The organism is Pseudoclavibacter sp. VKM Ac-2867 (assembly GCF_015351275.1).
In the GTDB taxonomy this organism is placed as follows: domain Bacteria; phylum Actinomycetota; class Actinomycetes; order Actinomycetales; family Microbacteriaceae; genus Pseudoclavibacter.
This window is the reverse complement of the sequence record NZ_JADKSL010000001.1, coordinates 156,599-179,722: the sequence shown is the minus strand read 5'-3', so window position 1 is coordinate 179,722 and position 23,124 is coordinate 156,599. Positions and strand designations below refer to the sequence as shown.

Annotated in this window: 19 protein-coding genes; 10 read left to right on the top strand and 9 right to left on the bottom strand. The window is 69.7% G+C overall.

Annotation, left to right across the window (positions count from 1 at the left end):
- Positions 1–47: 47 nt before the first annotated feature.
- Positions 48–2,630: a helix-turn-helix domain-containing protein gene (locus ITJ67_RS00795; protein WP_194676429.1), complete on the top strand. Its 2,583-nt coding sequence runs from the start codon at positions 48–50 to the stop codon at positions 2,628–2,630.
- On the opposite strand, the gene ITJ67_RS00790 is transcribed toward ITJ67_RS00795, so the two are convergent.
- A complete protein-coding gene (locus tag ITJ67_RS00790; RefSeq protein ID WP_194676428.1) occupies positions 2,611–4,020 on the bottom strand; it encodes a glycosyltransferase family 2 protein in 1,410 nt (469 codons plus the stop codon). The genes ITJ67_RS00795 and ITJ67_RS00790 overlap by 20 nt on opposite strands.
- A 308-nt stretch (positions 4,021–4,328) precedes the next feature.
- On the opposite strand from ITJ67_RS00790, the gene ITJ67_RS00785 reads away from it, so the two are divergent.
- Genes ITJ67_RS00785 through ITJ67_RS00765 form a run of 5 tightly spaced genes read left to right on the top strand, consistent with a single transcriptional unit; the run spans position 4,329 to position 9,725 of the window.
- Positions 4,329–5,678 (top strand): nucleotide sugar dehydrogenase, encoded by a 1,350-nt coding sequence (locus ITJ67_RS00785; protein ID WP_160075053.1) that lies wholly within the window; start codon positions 4,329–4,331, stop codon positions 5,676–5,678.
- 31 nt (positions 5,679–5,709) lie between these two features.
- The gene (locus ITJ67_RS00780) at positions 5,710–6,738 is read left to right on the top strand and encodes an NAD-dependent epimerase/dehydratase family protein (RefSeq protein ID WP_104307751.1); all 1,029 of its coding nucleotides are present in this window, start codon (positions 5,710–5,712) and stop codon (positions 6,736–6,738) included.
- Positions 6,735–7,550, top strand: a complete 816-nt coding sequence (locus ITJ67_RS00775) for a hypothetical protein (protein WP_194676427.1) — start codon at positions 6,735–6,737, stop codon at positions 7,548–7,550. The genes ITJ67_RS00780 and ITJ67_RS00775 overlap by 4 nt, the downstream gene beginning before the upstream one ends.
- Positions 7,522–8,955, top strand: coding sequence for a polysaccharide deacetylase family protein (locus ITJ67_RS00770; RefSeq protein ID WP_194676426.1), 1,434 nt, complete (start codon positions 7,522–7,524; stop codon positions 8,953–8,955). The genes ITJ67_RS00775 and ITJ67_RS00770 overlap by 29 nt, the downstream gene beginning before the upstream one ends.
- Positions 8,952–9,725: a hypothetical protein gene (locus tag ITJ67_RS00765; protein ID WP_194676425.1), complete on the top strand. Its 774-nt coding sequence runs from the start codon at positions 8,952–8,954 to the stop codon at positions 9,723–9,725. Before ITJ67_RS00770 ends, ITJ67_RS00765 begins: the two co-directional genes overlap by 4 nt.
- A gap of 61 nt (positions 9,726–9,786) precedes the next feature.
- On the opposite strand, the gene ITJ67_RS00760 is transcribed toward ITJ67_RS00765, so the two are convergent.
- The 7 genes from ITJ67_RS00760 to ITJ67_RS00730 all read right to left on the bottom strand — a co-directional run bounded on the left by ITJ67_RS00760 (position 9,787) and on the right by ITJ67_RS00730 (position 17,164).
- The gene (locus ITJ67_RS00760; RefSeq protein ID WP_194676679.1) at positions 9,787–10,572 is read right to left on the bottom strand and encodes an SDR family NAD(P)-dependent oxidoreductase; all 786 of its coding nucleotides are present in this window, start codon (positions 10,570–10,572) and stop codon (positions 9,787–9,789) included.
- Between the two features lie 454 nt (positions 10,573–11,026).
- On the bottom strand, positions 11,027–11,875 hold the full coding sequence (locus ITJ67_RS00755) for a fumarylacetoacetate hydrolase family protein (RefSeq protein ID WP_160075063.1): 849 nt from the start codon (positions 11,873–11,875) through the stop codon (positions 11,027–11,029).
- Positions 11,872–12,963: an aldo/keto reductase gene (locus ITJ67_RS00750; protein ID WP_323741344.1), complete on the bottom strand. Its 1,092-nt coding sequence runs from the start codon at positions 12,961–12,963 to the stop codon at positions 11,872–11,874. The genes ITJ67_RS00755 and ITJ67_RS00750 overlap by 4 nt, the downstream gene beginning before the upstream one ends.
- The gene (locus ITJ67_RS00745; protein WP_228502153.1) at positions 12,960–13,895 is read right to left on the bottom strand and encodes an amidohydrolase family protein; all 936 of its coding nucleotides are present in this window, start codon (positions 13,893–13,895) and stop codon (positions 12,960–12,962) included. The genes ITJ67_RS00750 and ITJ67_RS00745 overlap by 4 nt, the downstream gene beginning before the upstream one ends.
- Positions 13,892–14,839, bottom strand: a complete 948-nt coding sequence (locus tag ITJ67_RS00740) for a carbohydrate ABC transporter permease (protein WP_236558624.1) — start codon at positions 14,837–14,839, stop codon at positions 13,892–13,894. Before ITJ67_RS00740 ends, ITJ67_RS00745 begins: the two co-directional genes overlap by 4 nt.
- Positions 14,832–15,803: a carbohydrate ABC transporter permease gene (locus ITJ67_RS00735; protein WP_228502152.1), complete on the bottom strand. Its 972-nt coding sequence runs from the start codon at positions 15,801–15,803 to the stop codon at positions 14,832–14,834. Before ITJ67_RS00735 ends, ITJ67_RS00740 begins: the two co-directional genes overlap by 8 nt.
- The gene (locus ITJ67_RS00730; RefSeq protein WP_194676424.1) at positions 15,800–17,164 is read right to left on the bottom strand and encodes an ABC transporter substrate-binding protein; all 1,365 of its coding nucleotides are present in this window, start codon (positions 17,162–17,164) and stop codon (positions 15,800–15,802) included. Before ITJ67_RS00730 ends, ITJ67_RS00735 begins: the two co-directional genes overlap by 4 nt.
- Before the next feature lie 161 nt (positions 17,165–17,325).
- Between ITJ67_RS00730 and ITJ67_RS00725 the strand changes: the two genes are divergently transcribed.
- Positions 17,326–18,351: a zinc-dependent alcohol dehydrogenase gene (locus ITJ67_RS00725; protein WP_194676423.1), complete on the top strand. Its 1,026-nt coding sequence runs from the start codon at positions 17,326–17,328 to the stop codon at positions 18,349–18,351.
- Here ITJ67_RS00725 and ITJ67_RS00720 read toward each other — a convergent pair.
- On the bottom strand, positions 18,248–19,240 hold the full coding sequence (locus ITJ67_RS00720) for a DMT family transporter (RefSeq protein ID WP_194676422.1): 993 nt from the start codon (positions 19,238–19,240) through the stop codon (positions 18,248–18,250). The genes ITJ67_RS00725 and ITJ67_RS00720 overlap by 104 nt on opposite strands.
- Positions 19,241–19,279: 39 nt before the next feature.
- Here ITJ67_RS00720 and ITJ67_RS00715 point away from each other — a divergent pair, with 39 nt between their 5' ends.
- The 3 genes from ITJ67_RS00715 to ITJ67_RS00705 are packed head-to-tail and all read left to right on the top strand — an operon-like array spanning position 19,280 to position 22,813.
- Positions 19,280–19,810, top strand: coding sequence for a MarR family winged helix-turn-helix transcriptional regulator (locus ITJ67_RS00715; RefSeq protein ID WP_194676421.1), 531 nt, complete (start codon positions 19,280–19,282; stop codon positions 19,808–19,810).
- A gap of 54 nt (positions 19,811–19,864) precedes the next feature.
- Positions 19,865–21,310, top strand: a complete 1,446-nt coding sequence (locus ITJ67_RS00710; protein ID WP_194676420.1) for a M20/M25/M40 family metallo-hydrolase — start codon at positions 19,865–19,867, stop codon at positions 21,308–21,310.
- A gap of 39 nt (positions 21,311–21,349) precedes the next feature.
- Positions 21,350–22,813 (top strand): MFS transporter, encoded by a 1,464-nt coding sequence (locus tag ITJ67_RS00705; RefSeq protein ID WP_194676419.1) that lies wholly within the window; start codon positions 21,350–21,352, stop codon positions 22,811–22,813.
- Positions 22,814–23,124: the final 311 nt, after the last annotated feature.

Here is a 23,124-nt window from a genome sequence, read left to right as displayed (position 1 = left end):
CTCCCCCTCCTGATCGATGCGCCACCGGTGGGAGAGCAGACGCAGCGATGCTGGGACGAAACCGCGAACTGGCGCTTCTCTCGGCGGTGCGCTCGGAGGGCGCGGAGGACTTCCTTCTCTTCACCGGCCCACGACAGATCGGCAAGACGAGCCTGCTCGAGGCAGGCGCGGCAGAGCTCGGCGGGAAGCTCATCCGGCTCAGACGGAGCGAGAGCCAATGGCCGTACTCGGGGCTCTCGCTCATCGCGCTCAGCCTCGGCGGGCCGGCCCAGGAGAGCATCGAGGAGCAGCTCGCGCTAGTCAGGGCCGCGCGGCTTCACCCGCTCCACCTCGCTGACGAGTTCGCGAGACAGCTCCGTGCGAACGCGGCTCCCCTCACCCTCTTCGTCGACGACATCGACCTGCTCGACTCCGACAGCGCCGCAGTGCTCGAGCACCTCGTGCCGCGCCTCCCCGGCACCGGATTGCGCATCGCCGCGTCGGCGACGCACATCGCTCGCAGCTCGGTCTTCGCCGGGTTCCGCCAGCATCCGCTGCGCCCCCTCTCCCGGGCGGAGTCCGTGGACGTCGCCGCGACCGCATCCCCCGACGGCACGACCCGGGAGGCGCTCATGCTCCTCGCCGTGGCCGCCGTCGGCCGCCCGGGGCTGATCGTCTCGGCCAGACTCAACCAGCGTGAGCGCGACGGCGTCGACCCGATCCGCATCCCGCTCCGGGTGCCCAACGCCGTCGTCCCGGAAGCCGCGTCGCTTGCCTCCCACGATTGCGGCGACCTCCTCGGGCTCATCGCCCTGGCCCCGTTCTCTTCTCGAACCGCCCTCAGCAGCTCTTCCTGGGCGCAGCAGGACGCGCTCGAGGACCTCATCGAGCACGGCATCGTCGACGTCTCGGACGACCGCGTGCACATCGCCGACCCGGTGGAGCGCGCCGCCCTGCACGCCGCCATGGATGCCCGCCAGCGGCGAGAGCTCCACGCGCTCGGCAGGGAGCTTCACAACGAGCGATCGCCCGGCATCGCCCTCTGGCACGGTAGCTTCCTCGACGGCGGCGAGAACCTCGAGGTGGATCTGCTCGGCTTCGCCGAGGCATCGGCCAGGGACGGAGAGGTCGCCACTGCGGTGGAGTTCGCGGAGCGGGCGCTCTCGCTTCGCAGCATGCTGCCCGGTCGCGGCGACCTGCTCTCCCTCCTCGCTGAGGCACTCTTCTTCCAGGGCGAGTTCAGCCTGGCCCGCCGCTACCTGGGGTTCGGGCGCTCCCTGCAGCACTCGCCTGCGGGAGAGCTCCGCGCGGCGAGGGTCAGCATGCTCTGCACGTTCGCGATCGAGCACATCGTCGCCGACTCGGCCGGCGCCGCTCTGGTGCAGACCCACCGAGCGAACGCACCCGAGGCGTGCTCCATCCTCCTCATCACCCTCGCCCGACTGAACCTGGAGCGGTGGGACGTCCAACCGCTGGAGCTCACCCTCCGACGCGCGGTCGAGCTGCAGCTCGTCGATTCCCTGGCTTACCGGCTCCTCGCCACGATCGCAGCGGCCAGCGACGGCGAAGCTCCGGTGCTCGCCGATGGCGAGTCCGAGCAGCAACTGTCCGGCGCAATCCACGCCCGCTCGCCCCTCCCCGCAGAGGATGCCTTCCTGCTGTGTCGCATCCTGATCCTCGACGAGCGGTACGTGGAGGCCCGGGGCGTCCTCGACGATCTCACCGCGGCTGGGCCGCTGGCGCTCCTGCTCCGCGAATCCGCGGTCGCGCTGCTCACCATGCTGGAGCTGCGGCTCGGCACCCTCGACAGACTGCGACAGGCCCTCACCCTGTGGGCGACACTCGAGCTGCCGGAGCCGGTCCCGGACGCACCACGCAGGTACCTGATCGCGGCGGCCACCGCGATGCTCGACCAGAACCCGTCAGAGCGGGTGAACGAGCTCATCGAACGCGCACGCCTGCAGTGCGATCAGGACGACAACAGCACGCTGCGCCCGCACGTCGCCGTGCTCGCCGGCAGCCGGGCCCTCATCGAGGGCAGGTACGACGATGCCATCGGGGAGCTGCGGCTTGCGAAGCGCTCGCAGGCATCGTTCCGGCGGAACCCGTCGATCCTCCGAGCGGATGCGGAACTCATCGAGGCCCTGTGGCTCGCGGGGCGGCACGACGAGGCAGGCGAGGAGCTGCGCCGGCTGGAGGCAGCCTCCAGACAGCATCCCTCCACGTGGGCGACCGCCGCCGCAGCTCGCTCCGCCGCGGTCTGCGCCCCCACGGATGCACTCGCAGCGCTCGCCTTCGATGCCGCCAGGGCCCTGGTCCCGGATGGAATCACGCACACACACGAGCACGCGCGAATCCTCGCGGCGCGCCGCCGACGATTAGAGGAACCGCCGCCGGCCGCTCCGCCGGGCGCAGCACGGGCCGCCCAGCCCGCGCCACAGCGCAAGGGGGCCTCGGCGCTCATCTCACAGCTGGACACCCGCGAACTCGAACTCGCTCAGCTCGTCTGGAGCGGCCACCGCAACCGTGAGATAGCCGGCATCCTGTTCGTGTCGCAGCGCACCGTTGAGCTCCGCCTCACCCGCATCTACCGCAAGCTCGGCGTCGACTCCAGGGCGCGTCTCGTGGCGCTCATGTCGCTGCTCGTCTGACGACCTCACCCACTGCCTGGTCCCGGTCCGGGGTCGGGTCCGGGTCCACACTGCGAGCCTCGATCGCCGGGATGCTCCGCCTGGTCGGGCTGATCCAGCGGCCGTCGCCGGCCGCCCCGAACGCTCGAACGAAGGTGAGCATGCAGACCGCCGCATCCACGATGCGCAGGAGCGGGAAGCAGAGCGCCGCCGCGTTCGGGAGCCGCCGCGACAGCACCGCGGCGATGAGGGTCACACACAGGTCGGGGATGAGGAGGCCGAGCAGCACGATCCCCGGCGGGACCGCCCCCGCGATGGCGACAGCCCACTCGAACCCTGCACCGCCGAGGCGCGCGACGTCGGCGATCAGCCAGGCGAGGGTCGACAGCAGCAGCATCGGCAGCGCGAGCACCAGGATGATGCTCGTCACGAGCACTTCCACGATGCTCACCCCGACGGAGAACCAGAACACCCCGACGTGCGCGCCGTGCCGGCGGACCGTCTGCCAGAAGCCGAGACTCCAGCGACGCATCTGCAGCACGTAGTCCCGCAGCGTGTCCGGATCCTGCGTCTCCGCGACCGCACAGCTCGGATGGAACGCGATGCGCCCGAGCCGCTTCGCGTGCACCTCGAAGGTCATGTTGTAGTCCTCGATCGCCAGCCCCGCCGCATCGATGTCGACGGAGTCGAGGATGCTCGTGCGGTACATGCTCGCGAACCCGGGAACGATGGCAACCGCATTCGCTCGCCTCGACGCCTGGCCGAACTTCTGCATGCACTGCACGAACACGTAGGTGCGTTCCCGGTAGGCGGTGAGCAGGCGCCCCAGCCAGGTCTCCGGGCGCGGATGCAGTGCACTCGTCGCTCTCCCCGCCACCGCGACCGTGCCGGCGTCGTCGAAGAGCGGCAGCCCCGTCAGCAGGTAGTCGGGTCTGAGCCTGCTGTCGGCGTCGAGGAGCAGCACCACCTGGAACCGGTCCCGGAGGGAGAACCTCGAGATGCCCTCGACCAGCGCCCCGGCCTTTCCCCGGTTCGGGGAGATGTCGATCACCTGCACCCCCGCGGCTTCCGCGAGCGCGACCGTGCCGTCCGTCGAGCCGTCCGAGGCGACGAAGATGTTCGCGGCCGGGACCTGCGCTGCGGCCGAACGGATGGTGTCGCCGATGACCTGCTCCTCGTTGTGGGCGGCGATCAGCACGGCCACGTCGCTCGGCTCGAGCCGCCGGGGAGCGCGGTGCTCACCGCCGTCCGCGCCTCCCCCCACGCTCGAGTGGTGCGCACCGTCGCGCTGCCACACTCGAGCCGCGACGATCCGCAGCAGCCCAGCGCCCGACCACAGCACTGTGGAGAGGCTGAAGCTGGCGGCGATCAGGGCCACGAGCACCACCAGCTTCGGGAGTTCGTCGAGCATCCGCGTCATCACCTCGCTGTGATCGGCCTCGGGGCAGGCGGCTGTTCCGCTGCTCCCCGCGTCCGAATCGCTTCGTCGCCCTCCCGACCGTAGATGCTCATCGCCTTCGCGAGACCGCAATGCCACTTCGGCTTCCCGCAAGAAATCGAGGGCCCTCTCGGAAAGCCGCCAACCTCTCGGTCGGCTGTTGATCGCCGGTGCGGGCGGGGCCATGCTGTTGACGCGGAGCGAGTCAACGCCGACCGCCGCACCCATCTGCAGCGCCCTTTCCCCAGGGGGCGGTGCTCTGTCGATTCTGGAGACTCCCCATGACCACCTTCGAGAGCGGCCCCGCGGTCGCGATCTCACTCAGCCCGGTGCCCCTCACTCAGGATGTGCGGCCTCCGGCCACGCAGACGAGCTTCGACTACGACGTGGCCATCGTTGGCCTCGGCTACGTCGGCCTCCCCACCGCTCTCGCCTACCACGCAGCCGGCAGCCGAGTGCTGGCGCTCGACCTCTCGCAGCGCAGGCTCTCCACGATCCGGGCGCAGGACGCCGATCTCCTCGACGGCGATCGCCGGCGACTCGCCACCGCGCTCCAGGACGAGGGCTTCGCGCTCACCGACGACCAGGAGCTGCTGAGCAGGGCCGCCGCCATCGTGGTGTGCGTGCCCACCCCAGTCGATGTGCACCTCGTCCCCGACCTGAGCCTCCTCGCAGCCGCAGCCGCGACCGCCGTTGCCGCAGCCGTCGTGGGGCAGCTGCTCATGCTCACCTCGACCACCTACATCGGCTGCACCGAGGACTTCCTCGTCACGCCGCTCCGCAAGCGCGGCCTGGCAGTCGGCAGCGACGTCCACGTCGTGTTCAGCGCCGAGCGCATCAACCCGGGCGTCGACCAGTTCTCCCAGGAGGTCGTGCCCCGCGTCGTCGGCGGCGCCACCCCCGCCTGCGAAGAAGCGGGCGCCACCCTCCTGGGCCGCTACGCCGACGCGGTGCACCGCGTCTCGAGCCTCGAGGTCGCCGAGATGACGAAGATCCTGGAGAACACCTTCAGGGCCGTCAACATCGCCCTCGCCAACGAGTTCGCCGACATCTGCTCCAGCCTCGGAGTGCCCGTCACCGAGGTCATCGACGCGGCGGCCACGAAGCCGTACGGCTTCATGCCCTTCTACCCGGGCCCGGGGGTCGGCGGCCACTGCATCCCTTGCGACCCCCACTACCTGCTCTGGCAGCTCAAGGAGGAACGCGTCGACGCACCCATGATCGCCCAGGCGATGACGCGGATCGCGGCACGACCGAGGCAGGTCGTCGACCGCATCCGAGACCTGCTCCTGCAGCTGGGCCTCGGCCTGGAGGGCACCAGAGTGCACGTCATCGGGATCGCCTACAAGCCCGACGTCGCCGACCTGCGCGAGTCGCCGGCACTCGAGATCCTCTCGCACCTGGACGCGCTCGGCGTCGACCTCGCCTACACCGACTCGCACATCCCGAGCGCACTCCTCCACTCGGGGAGGCTCCTCGAGTCGATCGACGACCCCAGCTCGTTCGACGCCGACCTCATCCTCATCCACACGAGGCACACGGGAGAGGACCTGTCCTGGATACGCGCAGACCAGGTCATCCTCGACAGCACCTACCGGGGCACCGACCTGCCCGGCCGCCACCTCCTCTGACCCGCGACGAGAACAGCGAAAGGCAACGACCATGAGAACACTCGTGACGGGAGGCGCCGGCTTCGTCGGCAGCCACCTCGTGGAACATCTGCTCGCGCAGGGCGACGACGTCGTCATCCTCGACGACATGTCGACGGGGTCCGTCGGCAACCTCATCGAAGCGCGCTCCAACCCGCGGCTCACCATCACCTACGGCTCGATCCTCGACTCGAGGAGCGTGCGCGAGGCGATCGACGGCTGCGACCGGGTCTTCCATCTCGCAGCCCTCGTCGGGGTGAAGCTCATCGTCGAGAACCCCCTTCGAGGGCTGCGTGTCAACCTCCACGGCACCGAGAACGTGCTCAACGCGGCCGTGGGAAGCGGCGCCTCAGTGCTCCTCGTGTCCACGAGCGAGATCTACGGCAAGAACACGGCAGACAGCCTCGACGAGAACAGCGACCGGATCCTCGGCTCCCCGCTCGCCAGCCGCTGGAACTACGCGGCCGCGAAGGGACTCGACGAGTCCTTCGCGAAGGCCTACTCCGACGAGTACAACCTCGACGTGTCCATCGTCCGCCTGTTCAACACCGTCGGCGAGCGGCAGACCGGCAGATACGGCATGGTCGTCCCCAACCTCATCACGCAGGCGCTTCGAGGAGAGCCCGTCACCGTCTTCGGCGACGGCGCGCAGACCCGCTGCTTCAGCTACGTCGGGGACATCGTGCCAGCTATGGTGCGGATCGCAGAACTCGCGGAACCCGGATGCGAGGCGTACAACCTCGGCGGGGCGCAGGAGGTTTCCGTGCTCGGGCTCGCGCGGCAGATCATCACGCAGCTCGGCAGCGACAGCACCATCGAGTTCGTGCCATACGACCTGGCATACGCGACCGGCTTCGAGGACATGCGCAGGCGCGTCCCGAACAACACCAAGGCCACGAACCGGGTCGGCTACGTGCCGAGCACGACGCTCGCCGAGATCGTCGACCGCGTCGCCGGCTACGTCCGCTCCCAGGGAGCTCGCTCCGCCGACGTCATGCGTCTCGCGAACCGGGAACCGGCGACCCCCGTCGGTCGATCGTGAGCGCCATCGTCGCCCGCATCGGGGCGGGCCAGGCAGCATCGCGCCTCATCAGCGCCCTGCGCCGGCAGTCCGGGCCAGGGCACTCCCTCGCCGGGTTGACGCTCAGCGACTACCGCGGGGCGAGCACGACGCTCGTCAGGACGGCGATCGGCGCCCACACCAACCGCCCGCTCGAGCGAATCGACGTGCCCCCCGCACTCCAGGAGTGCGGGTCCGGCATCGGCGTCATCGTCACCGACGCGTCAGAGGCCGCGACCGACTCCCGCCAGCCCGCCACGGACTGCACGGGCGGCATCACGGTCGTGCATACGGGCGGCATCCGCAACGCGAGAGCCCTCAGCGAGGAGCTGCTCGCCGCCGGACACCACCCACGCTCGGGCCACGACTCCTGGTCGTGCGCCGAGATCATCGCGCATCTCGTCGAGGAGGGCATTCGACGTCGACTCTCCGCGCACTCAGCACTCGACCTCGCCGTGGCCCGCCTCGACGGGAACTGCGGCATCATCGTCCTCGAAGCCGGCCGCGGGCACCTTGCCGCTGCCGCCCACGGCTCCCCGCTCGTCCACGCCAGGACAGCCAACGAGGCGTTCATCGCGAGCGACGTTGACGCGCTCCCCGCGCACATCCACGAGTTCCGCATCCTCGGCGACGGCTACAGCATCGAGGCCCGACATCTCGCGGACCGGTGGCGGCGCCGCGGCCGCGAGCTCTCCTCACCCCAGCTGCACAGCAGGATCTCGGAGATGCCGTCTCCCCCGATGCCCCTGAGAGGATCCCGGAGCAGTGCGCGCGTCCCTACTCCCGCCGCGTGAGGCGGGCAGCAGACGGGCCAAGCTCGCGGCTGCGATGTCGGCCGCGGCGGCGATGTGCGCAGCACTCCTCCTGAGCTGGGCTGGACCGCCGCCGGCCGCAGCCGCGCCCGTTCCGTGGACCGTCGTCAGCCTCACCTTCGACGACGGTCGCGACAACCAGATGAACGCCGCCCCCGTGCTCGCCGCGAACGGCGTGCCCGCGACGTTCTTCGTCTCATCCGGACTCATCGACGCGCCCGGCTACTTCACGCGCGCCGAGCTCGACGAGCTGGCCCGTGCCGGCCACGAGATCGGCGGGCACACCGTCAACCATCCCAACCTCGCCTCCCTCCCCCTCGACGAGGCGAAACGCCAGCTGTGCTGGGACAGGAACACACTCCTCACCTGGGGGTATGACGTGCGCAGCCTCGCGTATCCGTTCGCCTCCACCACCCCAGAGGTCGAAGCGGCCGCCGAGGAATGCGGCTACTCCAGCGCCCGCTCGCTCGGAGAGCTCCGCACCAGATTCGGGTGCGAGCAGTGCGCCGAGGCCGAGAGCATTCCGCCCAAGAACGCCTTCTACACCGAGGCGCCCGCGCAGGTCGACAGCAACTGGACCCTCGAAGACCTGCAGGACAGCGTCACGAGTGCAGAATCCGGCGGCGGATGGGTGCAGCTCACCTTCCACGACCTCTGCGAGACCGGCTGCAGCGAGCTCAACGTCACCCCGAAGCTCCTCGACGACTTCCTCAGATGGCTGACGCCCCGCGCCGAGACGAACGGCACGGTCGTGCAGACCGTCGGCAACACCATCGGCGGCGACGTCCGACCACGGGGCGACGCCCCGGAAGCAGCCCCAGCACCGCCCGGCGTCAACGCCATCAAGAACGCGGGCTTCGAAGGCGTCGACGCCGACGGGGTTCCTGCCTGCTGGATGGAGGGCAACTGGGGAGAGAACGCAACCGACTTCGGCACCAGCCGCGCCGCCAACTCCGGCGAGTACGCCGGTATCGTCGCCACCGTGAGACACGCCTCGGGCGACGCGAAGCTGCTCCCCCAACTCGACCTCGGGACCTGTGCGCCCACCGTCCTGCCTGGCACCTCCTACTCGCTCCGCGCCTGGTACTCCTCGACCGCCAAGACCCAGTTCGTCACCTACCTGCGCACTGCAGAGGGCAGCTGGGAGTACTGGACCGCGAGCCCCTACCTGCACGCCGCATCCGGTTTCGAGCGCGCCATCTGGATGACGCCGCCCATCCCGCCCGGCTACACGGGCATGAGCTTCGGCCTGAGCCTCTTCGAAGACGGCGTGCTGCGCGTCGACGACGTGGGGATGTACGCCGCCGGCGGCACCCCGGGGTCGCAGCGGATGCCGCCGGGCGCCGCGCCTGGCGGTATCCGGACCGGCGCAGCGGTCGCCGTATGAAGCGCGCCCGCCGAAGCGCCATCACGACCACCATGCTCCTGCTCTCGCTCGTCGGCTGCGCGGCCGCCCCCACCCCCGTGCCCGCCTCGCGGGAGCTCCCGAGCGGCCAGTACCCGTGGCACACGGACATCATCGCGACGACCTTCTGGGTTGGCGAGCTCTTCGACCCGAACGCGTCCGACGGGAGCCAGATGATCTCCACCTACGATTCCCGGTGGTACGAGTCGTATGGCGGCTGCGATGGCCTCCTCATCAACGGGCCGAACGAGACGAGCACCTGCCAGACCGAGCGACGCAGCGCCGACGACGACTACTTCCCAACGCAGATCACGCCCCTGCAGAATCCGTTCTACCTCGACCTGCCCTTCGACGACGTGCACAACGACGCCGCCTTCGCGATGCGCGGCGACGTCGTCCCCTGGGCGTCCGACCCCGAGTACGCGGGCATCGTCGACGACCGCACGGAGAGCCTCATGAAGAACCGCTGGGTGGTGCTCCACCGCGACGGCAGGTACTGCTACGCCCAGATCCAGGACGCGGGCCCCGCCCTCTACGACGACGCCGGCTACGTGTTCGGCGACGCCGACGAGCGCCCCGCGAACACCCGCTTCAACGGGGCGGGCCTCGACGTCTCCCCCGCCGTCAACGGGTGCCTCGCATTCGACTCTCTGAACGGCACGAACGACCGCGTCGACTGGGCTTTCGTCGACGCCGAAGAGGTGCCGGACGGGCCGTGGACCGTCACGGTCACCACGAGCGGCGTGCAATGAAGGGCATCCGGTGAGGTGAGCGGCATCCGCCGCACGCGCCTCACCGGATGCGCCGCCCCAGCTACGCCTGCACGGGCCTCACTCGGAGCCCGCCGAAGCCCCCGTCGACCGACAGGACGCTGCCTGTCGTCGACGCGGAGAGCGGAGACGCGAGGTACGCGACCGCTCCGGCCACCTCGGCCGGTGTGACGAGCCTGCCCGTCGGCTGGCGGGCGTTCATGGCGGCACGTTCCGCTTCCGGATCGGCGACGTTCGCGACCATCCGCTGCACCCAGGGCGTGTCGGTCGTGCCCGGTGAGACGGCGTTGACGCGGATGCCGTCGTGCACGTGGTCGGCCGCCATCGCGAGCGTCAGCGCGTGGACGGCGCCCTTCGTCGCCGAGTACAGCGCGCGCTGCTGGATCCCCGTCGTCGCGGCGATGGAGGTGAGGTTCACGATGGCCGCCGCGTCCGACTCGCGCAGCGCCGGCATCGCTGCCGCGCACACACGGGCGACGCCGCGAACGTTGACGTCGAGCACTCGAGCCCAGTCGTCGTCGCTCGAGTCCTCCACCGTGCCGAAGGCGCCGATGCCCGCGCAGTTCACGACGACATCGAGTCGCCCGAAGCGGTCGAGCACGGCCGCGACCCCGGCATCCACCGAGGCCCGGTCGGACACGTCGACGCTCACGCCGAGTGCCGGCCCTGCGACCGAGGCCCCGTCGAGGTCGAACACGGCGAGCTGCGCGCCGCGAGCCAGCAGCTCCTTCGCGACGGCGGCACCGATTCCGGACGCGCCGCCCGTGACGATCGCGACCCTCCCGCCGAACTCCCCGGCCCGTTCCGCACTGTCGTCGCCGCCGCTCACGCCGCCGCCCGAGCCGGAGCCCGAGCCCGAGCCCGAGCCCGAGCCGCTGCCGCCACCACCACTCACGCCGCCACCCCCTGAGGTGCCCCGGTGCCCTGACGGTCCCGAGACTCGCGCTGGAAAAGTCCCTCTGTTGCGGGAACTTTCCCCGAATGAAGTGAGTTCGCCATCCCGAAACCAGCGGAGGCGGGGGTCGGGACGGAGGCCGGGGCGGAGGCGCAAGGTGCAGCGGATGCGCCAGGGACCGAGAAGGACAAGTCGGGGACCGAGAAGGACAAGTCGGGGACCGACACGAAAGCGCCCCCGGTAACCGACTCACCCCCGACGATCGCGCCCACCCCACCAGACTCGGGCTGGAAAAGTCCCTCTGTTGCGGGAACCTTCCCCGAACGAAGTGAGTTTGCCATCCCGAAACCAGCGGAGGCGGGGGTCGGGACGGCGACGACGGGGCCGGTCACGAGGCGTCCTCGAAGCGCTGGCGGGCGGTGCCGAGGCCATCGATGGACAGCTCGACGACGTCGCCGTCGCGCAGGTAGGGGTTGCCGTCGATGCCGAGGGCGACGCCGGCGGGCGTGCCCGTGTTGATGAGGTCGCCTGGCTGCAGCACCATGAACTGGCTGAGGTACCAGACGACGTGGTTGACGTCGAAGACCTGGTCGGCGGTCGTGCCGTTCTGCCGCAGGACGCCGTTGACGCTGAGGCGGAGGCCGAGGGCCTGCACATCGGCGATCTCGTCCGGCGTCGCGACCCACGGGCCGAGGGGGTTGAAGGTCTCGCAGCTCTTGCCCTTGTCCCACTGGCCGCCGCGCTCGAGCTGGAACTCGCGCTCGCTGACGTCGTGGGAGAGCACGTAGCCGCCGATGACGGCGGCGGCCTCTTCCGGCGAGGCGAGATAGCGTGCCTCGCGGGCGATGACGATGCCGAGCTCCACTTCCCAGTCGGTCTTGACGGAGGTGCGGGGGATGCGCACGATGTCGAAGGGGCCGACGATCGTCGAAGGGTCCTTCATGAAGATGACGGGTTCCTCTGGGATGGCGGCGCCGGTCTCTGCCGCGTGGTCGCGGTAGTTGAGGCCGATGCAGACGATCTTCCCGGGGCGCGCGATGGGGGCCGCGAGGTCGAGGCCCTCGAGCTCGCGGCCGACGGTGCCGAGGGCGGCTGCTTCGAGTTCGCCGAGCTCGTCGTCGGAGCGGGCGAGGAGCGCGCCGTCGACCCGGTCGATGCCGTCGAGGTCGTAGACGTGGTCGCCGTCGACGATGCCTGGCACGACTCGGTTGCCGTCACGGCGCTGAACGAATCTCACTTGGGGTCCTCCTGGTGGTCGGTGGTGAAGCTTCTCGGGTCGATGAGTCTGTGCTCGGCGAGGTCTCGCCAGAGTTCGTCGGGCACGGCGACGGATGCGCGCCTGAGGTTGTCGTGCACCTGGGCCGCGTTCCGCATGCCGAGGGCGATGCCGGCGACGGCGGGGTGCTGCAGGGGGAACGCGAGTGCCGCATCCGGGAGCGTGACGCCGTGCCGCTCGCAGAGCTCGGCGATGCGGTGCACCCGCTCGAGCACCTCCGGCGGGGCTGGCAGGTAGTTGTAGACCGCGTCGGTCCCCGGGCGTGGGGTCGAGAGCAGTCCCGAGTTGTAGACGCCGACCGCGATGACGGAGGCGCCGGAGCGCCTGGCGGGTTCGAGGACAGCGTCGAGGCCCGGCTGCTCGAGGAGCGTGTAGCGACCGGCGAGCATGGCGACGTCGATGAGGCGCTCGTCGAAGAGCTCGCCGAGCTGGTGGGTCTCGTTGGTGCCGACGCCGATGGCGCCGACGACACCTTCGTCGCGCAGCTCGCGGAGCGTCACGAGGGCTTCGCGGGCGGCGCCCCCGCTGAACGCGTCGGGATCGTGTACGAACAGGATGTCGACGCGGTCGGTGCCGAGCCGTTCGAGGCTGCCCTCGAGGCTCTGGAGCACGCCGTCTCGGCTGAAGTCCCAGGCCCGTGTGAGGTCGTCGGGCACGACGAATCCGTCGTCGACGCCCGTCGGGTTCGGGTTGGGCACCAGCAGGCGGCCGACCTTCGTCGAGATGACGAGCTCGTCGCGCGGGTAGGCCGCGAGGGCCGCGCCGAGCCGCCGCTCTGAGAGCCCGAGCCCGTAGTGCGGCGCCGTGTCGAAGAAGCGGATGCCCTCCTCCCATGCCGCGGCGACTGCTCCTGCCGCTTCCTCGTCTCCCGTCTCGCGGTAGAGGTTGCCGAGGGAGGCGGCGCCGAAGCCGATGCGGCTCACTCGCACGTCCGTCTGGCCGAGGCGTCGCCGTTCGATGACTCCGCTGTGTGCTCGCGTGTCGGTGGGGGCGGTTGCTGATTCCAGAGGCCCGGCCCCGGTCCCAGCGGGGCCGTCGGCCGCGCTCACGACTCCACCCCGCTCATCCCGTAGACACGCTCGGCGGTGCCGGCGTCGATCTGCCGCTGCTCGTCGGCGCTGAGGGCGGCCGTGGCGGATCGATACGCGTCGATCCAGGCTCGGTAGCCGCCACGCGTGAGCCGCACAAGCGGCCAGTCGGAGCCGAACATGAGGCGGGACGGGCCGAACAGCTCGAGCGCGGGGTCGATCGCGCGCTCGATCGCCTCCTGCGACCAGTCGCCCCAGTCGTCCTCGACCGTGAGGCCGGACACCTTGGCGGCGACGTTCGGCAGCGCGGCGAGCCGCCGCAGGCCTGCGTTCCAGGCGTCGAGCTCCCCCGTCGACAGGGGCGGCTTGCCGAGGTGGTCGAGCACGAAGCTCGTGCCAGGCACTCGGGCGGCCAGCTGCGCCGCCTGCTCGAGCTGCCATGGCCGGATCACGAGGTCGAAGGCGAGCGACCGCGCACCCAGCTCGGCGAGACCATCGGCGACGTCGTCGCGCGACAGCCAGCGCTCATCCTCGTCGATGTGCACGGGATGCCGGATGCCGACCAGCTTCGACGAGCCTGCGTGCCCGCTGAGCGCATCCAGTTGCGTGCGCACGCCCGCCGCTCCGCCCCGCAGATCGACCCAGCCCACGACTCCGGCGAGCTCCGAGGTGCGCTGAGCCTCGTCGAAGAGGTAGTCGTTCTCGATGAGGGTTCGGTCGGACTGTACGACCACGGCGCGCGAGATGCCCGCCTCGCGCAGCTGCTCAGACAGATGCTCGCCCGAGAAGTCCCGATCGATGGCCGACATCGAGCGAGGGTCGATCCAGGTCTGCGGCACGAGCGAGCGGTCCCAGAGGTGCACGTGCGTGTCGACGGGGATGCGCGCCGCGAGCTCGCGGCCGATGGTGCCGCTGGGACCCGCATCCACTGCGGAGAGCGTCTCGCCGCTCATCCCTTCGTGCCGCCCGCGGTCATCCCGGAGACGAGGAAGCGCTGCGAGAACAGGAAGATGATGACGATCGGCGCAACCGAGAGCAGCGTCGCAAGGGCCAGCGTCGGCAGCTCGATGACGATGCTGGTGGCCGTCGTGGGGTTGAACTGGGGCACGTTCGAGAGCAGGTTGGCGAGGCCCACCTGCACTGGCACGTTCTTGCCACCGACCATGAGGAACGGCAGGAAGTAGTTGTTCCAGTTGCCCGTGAAGCTGAAGAACCCGACCAGGGCGATGACGGGCGCCGCGAGGGGCATCGCGACCTGCGCGAAGACCCGCAGCTCGCTCGCGCCGTCGATGCGCGCCGCATCCAGCAGGTCGCGCGAGACGGCCGTCGAGAAGTAGATGTAGGTCAGGTACACGCCGAAGGGGAAGAACGAGAAGGGCAGGATCACGGCGAGCGGCGACCCGATGAGCTTCACCGCGCTCAGCTCGAGGAAGATCGGCAGCACCAGGGCTGTGTTGGGGATGAGCATGACGATGAGCGTCACGAGCAGCAGCGCCTTGCGGCCAGGGAAGTTGCCGAGCGCGAGCGCGTAGCCGGCGGGCACGCTCACGATGAGCGTGATCACGAGCGCGCCGAACGAGTACAGAGCGGAGTTGCCGATCCACGTGAGGAAGATGCCGTTCTGGAAGCTGAACAGCTGCTCCCAGTTCGCGGCAAGCTGCTCGAACGAGCCGAACGACATGGGATTCTCGAGTAGCAGCGAACGCGCATCCTTGGTGCCGGCGAGCAGCAGCCACACGATGGGCAGCAGGAAGAACACGACAAACGAGGCGATGACGGCGCCGAGCACGATGCGCATGATCCACTCGCCCGGCGTCAGCTTGCGGGCGAGCGCCTTGGTGACGGGATGCGCCGTGTCCTGGTGCTCGACGTTCCTGGAGTGCACGGTGTCAGTCACGTTCGAACAGCTTTCCCTTGAGGATGAAGACCGTCGAGAGCGCGAGGGCGACGACGAGCAGCGTGATGGAGATGGCGGCCGAGCCGGAGAAGTCGCCCTGCTTGAACGCGTAGAGGTACGCGAGCTGGTTGAGCGAGTAGTCCTCTGGCACGACGCCTCGGCTGGCTTGCGAGAGCACTCGCGGCTCGACGAAGAGCTGCGTTCCCGCGGCGAGCGACATGATGCCCATGTAGGAGATCCACTTGGTCATCATGGGCAGCTGGATGTAGAGGGCGACCTGCAGCGGGTTGGCTCCGTCGACCCTGGCGGCCTCGATGACCTCGTTGCTGATGTTGTTGAGGGCGCCGTACATGATGACGATCCAGCTGCCCGCGCCGGTCCAGAACGCGATGACCGTGAAGACGATGGGCAGGTTGTCGATGGAGACGGTGCGGATGAGCGAGTCGTAGCCCATCGCGCGTAGCAGTCCGGCGACGGGGCTGACGGTCGGGTCGAGCAGGAACAGCCAGAGCATGACGCTCGACGCCCCTGCGATGGCTCCCGGGATGTAGTAGAGGAAGCGGATGCTCACGCTCAGCCACTTGGCGCGAATCGAGTGCACGATGATCGCCAGGAACGTCACGAGGACGATGAGGCTGATCAGCCAGAACACGATGTAGAGCGTGACGTGGCCGACGGCTGGCAGGAATCGGTAGTCGCCGAAGACCCGCACGAAGTTGTCGATTCCGACGAAGACGCCGTCCCTCGTGATGGACAGGAAGACCGCGTAGAGGGTCGGGATGATCCCGAAGGCGAGCAGGAGCAGGACGTAGCCGCTGATGAAGACGTACCCGAAGCGGGTCTCATTCGCGAGCGGATTGGCGGCGCGCTTGCGCTTCGCCGTGCGTGGTTTCTTCGGCCCCGCCGGGTCGGCGTCGCTCAGGAGAGCGGCGCCGACCGCGGGTGCAGCCTGGGTGGAGGTCATTCGGCGGCCGTGTACCCGTTCACCTGTGCTTCGTTGAGCACTTCGGTCTGCCAGTTCGGGAGGACCGACTCGATGGTCTTGCCGTCTGCGATCGCCGGCATGACGGTGGTCGCCCAGGCGGTCTCCGGACTGAAGCGCGCGGAGGCCCAGCCGCTCCAGATGCTGCCGCCGGCGTCGATCATCTGCTGCTCGAAGCCGTCGATGAAGTAGTTGGTCTCGGCGAGCTTGCCGAGCCATCCTTCGGCGGCGGAGGAGTAGGCGGGGTAACCGCTCGAGAGCTCGACCTGGAACTCGGGGGCGCTCACCGCGAACTCGAGGAACGTCTTGACCGATTCGAGGTTCTGCGTGTGGCTCGAGGCATACCAGATGCCGCCGCCGACGTTGCCGGTGGCGATCTCCTCACCCTCCCAGGCGAGGGGCGCGGCGACGCCGAGCTGACCTTCCGGGACCTGGAGGGTGCTCTGGAAGACGGCGCCCGTGTACCAGACCGGCCCGGGCATGACGACGACCTTGTCGGCGTACTTGGACGTGAACTCGGCGCTGAAGACGCTGTCCTGCACGATCGTGCCGTTGGCGATCATCTTGTCGAGGATCTTGGTGATCTCGACGGAGTTCGAGGCCTCCATGTCGGCGACGAAGGTGTCGCCTTCGGTCTGGAAGACGGGTGACTGCGTGCCCTGGTAGTAGACGTAGGGCATGAAGGCATCGCCGACGCTGCCGAGGATGTAGCCGGGGTGCTCTGCCGCGAGCTTGTCACCGAGCTCCCCGTACTCCTCCCACGTGGTCGGCACCTCGTAGCCGAACTGGTCGAGGAGCGGCTGGTTGTAGTAGGTGACGACCTGCGCGAGGTCGTTGCGGAGCCCGTACACGGTTTCGTCGATCGTCGAGGGGTCGAGGGCGCCTGCAGAGAAGCCGTCGAGGAACTCCTGGTCGAAGAAGCCCTGGTTGAGGGGAGCCGCGAAGCCCTGCCCGCCGCCAGGCGCGGGCTGCGAGGCCCACGAGGCGTCGTTCTGCTGGGTGGAGAACACCACGTCAGGCCAACCCTCGCCGGCCTGGTCCATGAGGGCGATGCGGGTCTGGAAGGTGCCGCTGCCACCCGCGTTGCCGTCGTAGACCTCGTACTCGATCGGGACGTCGGGGTTGGCTTCCTTGAAGGCGGCGATGGCTGGCTCGCGGGCCGCGTCGACCCAGACCATGATGGGGCTGTCGGCGAGCTGCTCCGCTGTCGCGAAACCGTACTCGCTGTTGATTTCGCCGCTGGCCCCTCCGGAGCATCCGGCGAGCAGGAGAGCTGAGGCAGCAGCTGCCGCGATGGTGGCGATGCGCCTGCTGCGGCGCTTCTGGGACGAATCTTGCAACATTGTGCGTCCTTTTCTGGTCGACGTCGTTGACGACTGCTGCCCGCAGGTCGGGGCTGATGCGATTACATCATACGTCTGACGTTAGAGCAAGGGATCCTGGTAGCGCTGCCAACAATTGGTACTATGTATCACCTATTGAAGATTCGACCGGGAGAGCAACGATGCTGTCAGCACATTACGTCGGCCAGAAGACCATCGAGATCCGCACGAGCACGCCCATTCCACCCGGCGAAGGAGAAGTGCAGATCGCCGTGGCCTACGTCGGGATCTGCGGTACAGACCTCCACATTCTGCACGGCGCGATGGACCAGCGCATCACCCACAGCGGCATCATCGGCCACGAGATGAGCGGCACGATCGCCGCCGTCGGCCCCGGCGTCGACAGCTGGGCCGACGGGGACGCCGTGACCGTCATGCCGCTCGCCTGGGACGGCACGTGCCCCGCCTGCCTCGCAGGCCACCGCCACATCTGCCAGAACCTCGACTTCATCGGCATCGACTCGACGGGCGCGCTGCAGGAGTACTGGAACGTGCCGGCATCCACCCTCGTCAGGCTCCCCGACGGCATGCCACTTGCGCACGCTGCGCTTGTCGAGCCCGTCGCCGTCGCCACCCACGACGTCCGCCGCTCTGGCCTCACGGCGGGCGACAAGGCCCTCATCATCGGCGGAGGCCCCATCGGGGTGCTCATCGCCACCGTCGCGCGCGAGTCGGGAGCAGAGGTCCGACTCTTCGAACTCGACGCCCAACGTCGGGCCGCCGCGGAGGCGCTCGGCATCGAGGTCGCGGACCCAACCTCCCCCGACGCCGCCGACGCCATCGAGACCTGGACCGGTGGGGCGGGCGCCGATGTGGTCTTCGAGGTCTCCGGATCCGCAGCGGCAGTGCTGACGTCGACGAGCTTCGTCAAGGTGCGGGGCACGCTCGTGATCGTCGCCATCCACCCGCAGCCGCGCCCCATCGACCTGCACCGCGTGTTCTGGCGCGAGCTCACCATCGTCGGGGCGCGAGTCTACGAGCGCGAGGACTTCGAGCGGGCCGCGTCACTGCTCGCGCGCGGCGTCGTGCCCGCCGACGCGCTCATCACCGAGACGGTGCCCCTGGACGAGACGGCGAAGGCCTTCGCGACGCTCGAGAGCGGCCGCGCCATGAAGGTGCTCGTCGACGTTCGCGCCCCTTCTCGCTAGCGCCCCGGCGGCCCCACCTGCGCCGGACGCCCCGGACCAGCGGCAGGATGACCGGCTGGCCGAGCAGGATCCCGAGGAGCACGAACCCCATCCCGAGGGCCTGCTGCCCCTCGAGCACCTCGCCCGCCAGGAGCGTGCCGAGCACGACCCCCGTCACGGGGTTGAGGAGGCCGATGAGCCCCGTCGTGCCCGCCGGCAGGTTCTTGAGCCCGCCGAACCAGGCGAGGTAGGCGAGTGCCGTCGAGAAGAGTCCGACGTACGCGAGCGCGGCGATCGCGGGTCCGTCATAGCTCGGCATGGGCCCTTCGACAAGGAGCGCGACAGGCAGCAGCACGAGGCCGCCACCCACCAACTGCCAGGCAGTCAGGGGCAGGAGGCTGACGTCGCTCCCCCACCGCTTGACGAGAACGAAGCCGAATGATGCGAGGACCATGGCCGCGACGGATGCGAGCACCCCGCGCCAGTCGATGGCGGTCGACCCGGCCGCCAGCATGAGCACCACCCCGAGGAGCCCGACCGCAGCGCCGGCGACGGGGAGCGCTCGCAGCCGTTCACCGAGCATGGACGCGGCGAACAGCATCATCACGATGGGCGAGACCGCCATGATCATCGAGGCGATGCTCGACGGCAGCAGCTGGGAGGCCACGTACACGAGCGCGAAGAACGCACTCATATTGATGGTGCCGAGCACCAGCGCGCGCCACCACCACGCCCCCTCCGGCAGCTTCCTGGCGATGAGCAGGAGCACCAGCCCTGCTGGGAGCGCACGGAGCACGGCGCCCCAGAGCGGCGAGTCGGCGGGCAGAAACGTTCCGATCACGGCGTAGTTGCTCCCCCAGGCGATCGGTGCGATCGCGGTGATGAGCATCCAGCGCCACTTAGCTTCCATGGAAGACACTCTAGCTTCCACGGAAGGTATGCTGTCAACATGCGAGCATCCGACGACCGCGTCACCCAGATCCTGGCCGAGTGGGAACGCGAGCGCCCCGACCTCGACGCCTCCCCCATGGGCGTCATCGGCCGCATCCACCGCATCGGCATCCACCTGACTGAAGAGCTCACGCGCGTCTACCGCGAGTACGGACTCGGCGAAGGCGACTTCGACGTGCTCGCGACCCTGCGACGAGCCGGCACGCCCTTCGAGCGCACCCCGAGCGAGCTCGCCGCGTCGACCATGGTCACGACGGGCGCCATGACAAAGCGTGTCGACCGGCTCGAAGGCGCGGGCCTCGTCACGAGAAGGGTGAGCGATGCGGATGGCCGAGGCCGAGTCGTGCAGCTCACCGAGCGCGGACTCGAGCTCATCGACGAGGCCTACACACGACACCTCGAGAACGAGGAGCGGCTCCTCGGCGACGTGAGCGCCGACGACCGGGCGGCCCTCGCCCGCATCCTCGGCAACTGGCTCGCCGAGGTCGAGAACCGCGACGCAGCGGGAGCGCGCCGCCCCGTCGGCTGACGCCCCTCGCCGCCGCCACGCAGCGACGGCCGGGGCGCGACCTACACTGACGACATGCTCGATCCGCACCGCCCGGACCGCCACCCCCTCGACGACGAGGGCGTCGACGGCATCGCCGCCCGCCTCTCCCGGATGATCCGCGTGCGAACCGTCGAAGACGCCGACGCCGACGCAGCCGACCCCCTCGCCCCGTTCGCGGAGTTCCTCGCGCTCCTGCAGGAGCTCTACCCGCTCGTGACCGCCCACCTCGAGCGCGAGCTCGTGACGGAGCGTGGCGTGCTCTACCGCTGGCCGGGCACCACCAGCCCCAGCGGGAGGGGTAGCGGCAGGGATAGCGGCAGGGACGGCGACGACGCGAGCAACTTCGGCGACGACGCGACCGCACCGGGCCCCCTTGTCCTCATGGCCCACTTCGACGTTGTCCCCGCCTTCGAAGCCGAGGGATGGACACATCCGCCGTTCGCCGGCGCAATCGCCGACGGCTCCGTCTGGGGCCGCGGCACGCTCGACGACAAAGGACCGCTCTGCGTCATCCTGGAGGCCGTCGAGGCACTGCTCGCGGAAGGCCACACGCCGCCGCGCGACGTGTACCTGTGGTTCGGCGGCGACGAGGAGACGCACTCCGGCGCCGCCAGCGCGGCCGCCGCACTCTTCCGCGAGCGCCGCCTGACACCGTGGCTCGTGCTCGACGAGGGCGGCGCCGTGGTGGATGCTCCCCTGCCATTCATCGACGTGCCCGCCGCCATGATCGGGGTCGGCGAGAAGGGCTCGGTCAATGTCATCCTCGAGGCGAGCGGCGATGCGGGGCACGCCTCAGCACCCTCCGGGCTGACGCCGACGGCGCGCATCGCGAGGGCGGTGTCGCGCGTCGAGCGACGCCCGTTCCCCGCCCGCCTGAACCCGGTGGCCCGTGAGATGTTCGCGACGTTCACACCACACGCGCACGACTCCGGCAGGGTCATCCTCCAGACGCTCACCAGGGCACCCCAGCTCGCAGCGCACGCGCTCGCCCGCCTCGGCGGAGACGCCGCCGCGCTCGTCCGGACGACCCTCGCGACGACGCGCCTCAGCGGCGGAACCGCCGACAACGTCCTGCCCGCGAGCGCCAGCGCCACCCTCAACTGCCGCATCGCGCCAGGCGAGAGCGTCGCCAGCACCGTGCGGCACGTGCGACGCGCCATCCGAGACCGGGAGGTGCGCATCCGCATCACCGACCCGAACGAGCCCACCACGATCGCACCGACGGACAACCCGCAGTTCGGCCTCCTGCAGCGCGCCGCGCGAGCCGCCTACCCGGACGCCATCGCGGCCCCGTACATCACGCTCGCCGCCACCGACGCGAAGCTCTTCCAGCGCTTCGCCCCCGCCACCTACCGTTTCGCGCCGCTCGCCATGGACGCGGCGCAGCGGGCCGCCATCCACGGAGTCGACGAGCGCGTCTCGATCGCGAGCCTCCACGCCGGCGTGAGGTTCCACACGACGCTGCTGCGCTCCCTCTGACATCCCGACACTGAGAGCCCCTCGAGGAAAGGCACCACCGTGCACCGTCTCCGCTCCACCGGCTTCGCCTCCATCGCCGGCATCGTCGGGTTCCTGGCCTTCGTGGAGTTCACGAGCGGGATCCTGCAGGGCTACTACACCCCGCTGCTCACCGACATCGCGCGCCACCTCGGCATCCACGACGCAGACGTCAACTGGCTCGAGGGCGCGCAGCTCATGCTGTCGGCGCTCGTCGTGCCGGTGCTCGCGAAGCTCGGCGACATGATCGGCCAGCGCAAGGTGCTGCTCGTCTCGACCGCGGTGACGGCACTCGCCTCGTTCGGCCTGGTCTTCGCACAGGAGTTCTGGATGTTCCTCGTCGCCTGGGCACTGCAGGGCTTCTACGTCATCTGGCTGCCCATCGAGATCGCGCTCATCTGGTCTCGGACTCGCGAACGCGCCAACTCCGCCAGACTCACCCGAACCTCCGCCGGCGTGCTCGTCGCCGCCCTGCAGCTCGGTGCCATCGCGGGCGCGCTCAGCGCAGGGGCGCTCGCCGAGTCGCTGCCGGTGCAGGTGCTCCTGCTGATCCCGGCTATCGCCGTCGCCCTCTGCTTCTTCGTGATCCTCTTCGGCGTCAAGGAATCGCCCAACCCGGTCGGCGGCAAGCTCGACTACCCGGGCCTGCTGCTCCTCAGCTTCGCCCTCATCTCGTTCACGGGCGGCCTCAGCCTGCTCCGCGTCACCGGCCCCGGCGACCTCTCCTCGTGGCTCGTCGTCCTGCTCGGCCTCGCCGGGCTCGCGCTCTTCGCGCGCGTCGAACTCGGACGACCCGACCCCCTCATCGACGTGCGCCTATTCCAGTCGTCGACCCTCTGGCCCGTGTTCCTCACGGCGGGGCTCTTCGGCGTGAGCGTGCTCGGCGCGCAGGCACCCCTATCGACGTTCGCGCGCACCGACCCGAGCGTGTACGGCTACGGGCTCGGCGCATCCGCCGGCCAGACGTCGATCCTCATCGGCTCCTACGTGCTGTCCATGGTCGTGGGGGCGCTGCTCTACTCGCAGGTCACGAAGCTGCTGGCACCCCGCGTCACGCTCATCGGGGCGAGCGGGCTCGTCGCGACGGGCTACCTCCTGTTCCTGCCGTTCCACGACGGCTACCTGCAGGCGGTCACCAACATGGTCATCGCCGGCATCGGCTCGGGGGCGCTTGTCGCCGCGCTGCCCTCGGCCGCCGCGGCTGCCGCACCCGCGACGCAGACGGGAGTTGCGACGGGCCTCACCAACTCAGTGAAGACGCTGGGCGGTGCGATGGCGTCGTGCGTGTTCGGCATCGCCCTGCTCGGCACGCTGGCGGATGCGCCCTCCGCCGAGGGAACAGCCGGGTCGCTTGCCGGGTACTTCACGGTGTGGACGGTGTGCGGGCTCACGGCCGTCGCCGCCGCGATCGCCCTCTGCTTCGTGCCGAAGGCCGCGTTCCAGGATGCGCCGGAGCGCGCCGACCGGCCTCCCGTCATCGTGTAGTACGGCGCGTCTCGCGCCCGCGGAGCCCGTTCGCAGCACGACGCGCCGCGAACCCACCCGCCTGGCGAGGACCCGCCTCCGCACCCTCAAAAAGGCCACTTTCGCCGCGTGTTGCGCGCCCACACGGGGTGAAACTACCCCATCTGGCGACGGCGGCGGGCGACGGCGGGCGGGCGACGGCGGGCGGCGCTCATCCGCCATGCTCCAGCCTCGCGCATCCATCCCGGTGCGCCACAGCCCCACCCAAGGCGCGGAGCTGCACTCGAAAAGGTCACTTTCGCCGCGTGTCATGCGCCCCGATGGGGTGAAAA

Bases quoted from the DNA above. Each gene is read 5' to 3' on its own strand.
- ITJ67_RS00720 (WP_194676422.1), bottom strand. From the start codon at position 19,240: ATGGAAGCTAAGTGGCGCTGGATGCTCATCACCGCGATCGCACCGATC.
- ITJ67_RS00725 (WP_194676423.1), top strand. From the start codon at position 17,326: ATGCTGTCAGCACATTACGTCGGCCAGAAGACCATCGAGATCCGCACG.
- ITJ67_RS00710 (WP_194676420.1), top strand. From the start codon at position 19,865: ATGCTCGATCCGCACCGCCCGGACCGCCACCCCCTCGACGACGAGGGC.
- ITJ67_RS00715 (WP_194676421.1), top strand. From the start codon at position 19,280: ATGCGAGCATCCGACGACCGCGTCACCCAGATCCTGGCCGAGTGGGAA.
- ITJ67_RS00780 (WP_104307751.1), top strand. From the start codon at position 5,710: ATGAGAACACTCGTGACGGGAGGCGCCGGCTTCGTCGGCAGCCACCTC.
- ITJ67_RS00735 (WP_228502152.1), bottom strand. From the start codon at position 15,803: ATGACCTCCACCCAGGCTGCACCCGCGGTCGGCGCCGCTCTCCTGAGC.
- ITJ67_RS00790 (WP_194676428.1), bottom strand. From the start codon at position 4,020: ATGCTCGACGAACTCCCGAAGCTGGTGGTGCTCGTGGCCCTGATCGCC.
- ITJ67_RS00765 (WP_194676425.1), top strand. From the start codon at position 8,952: ATGAAGCGCGCCCGCCGAAGCGCCATCACGACCACCATGCTCCTGCTC.
- ITJ67_RS00795 (WP_194676429.1), top strand. From the start codon at position 48: ATGCTGGGACGAAACCGCGAACTGGCGCTTCTCTCGGCGGTGCGCTCG.
- ITJ67_RS00730 (WP_194676424.1), bottom strand. From the start codon at position 17,164: ATGTTGCAAGATTCGTCCCAGAAGCGCCGCAGCAGGCGCATCGCCACC.
- ITJ67_RS00785 (WP_160075053.1), top strand. From the start codon at position 4,329: ATGACCACCTTCGAGAGCGGCCCCGCGGTCGCGATCTCACTCAGCCCG.
- ITJ67_RS00745 (WP_228502153.1), bottom strand. From the start codon at position 13,895: ATGAGCGGCGAGACGCTCTCCGCAGTGGATGCGGGTCCCAGCGGCACC.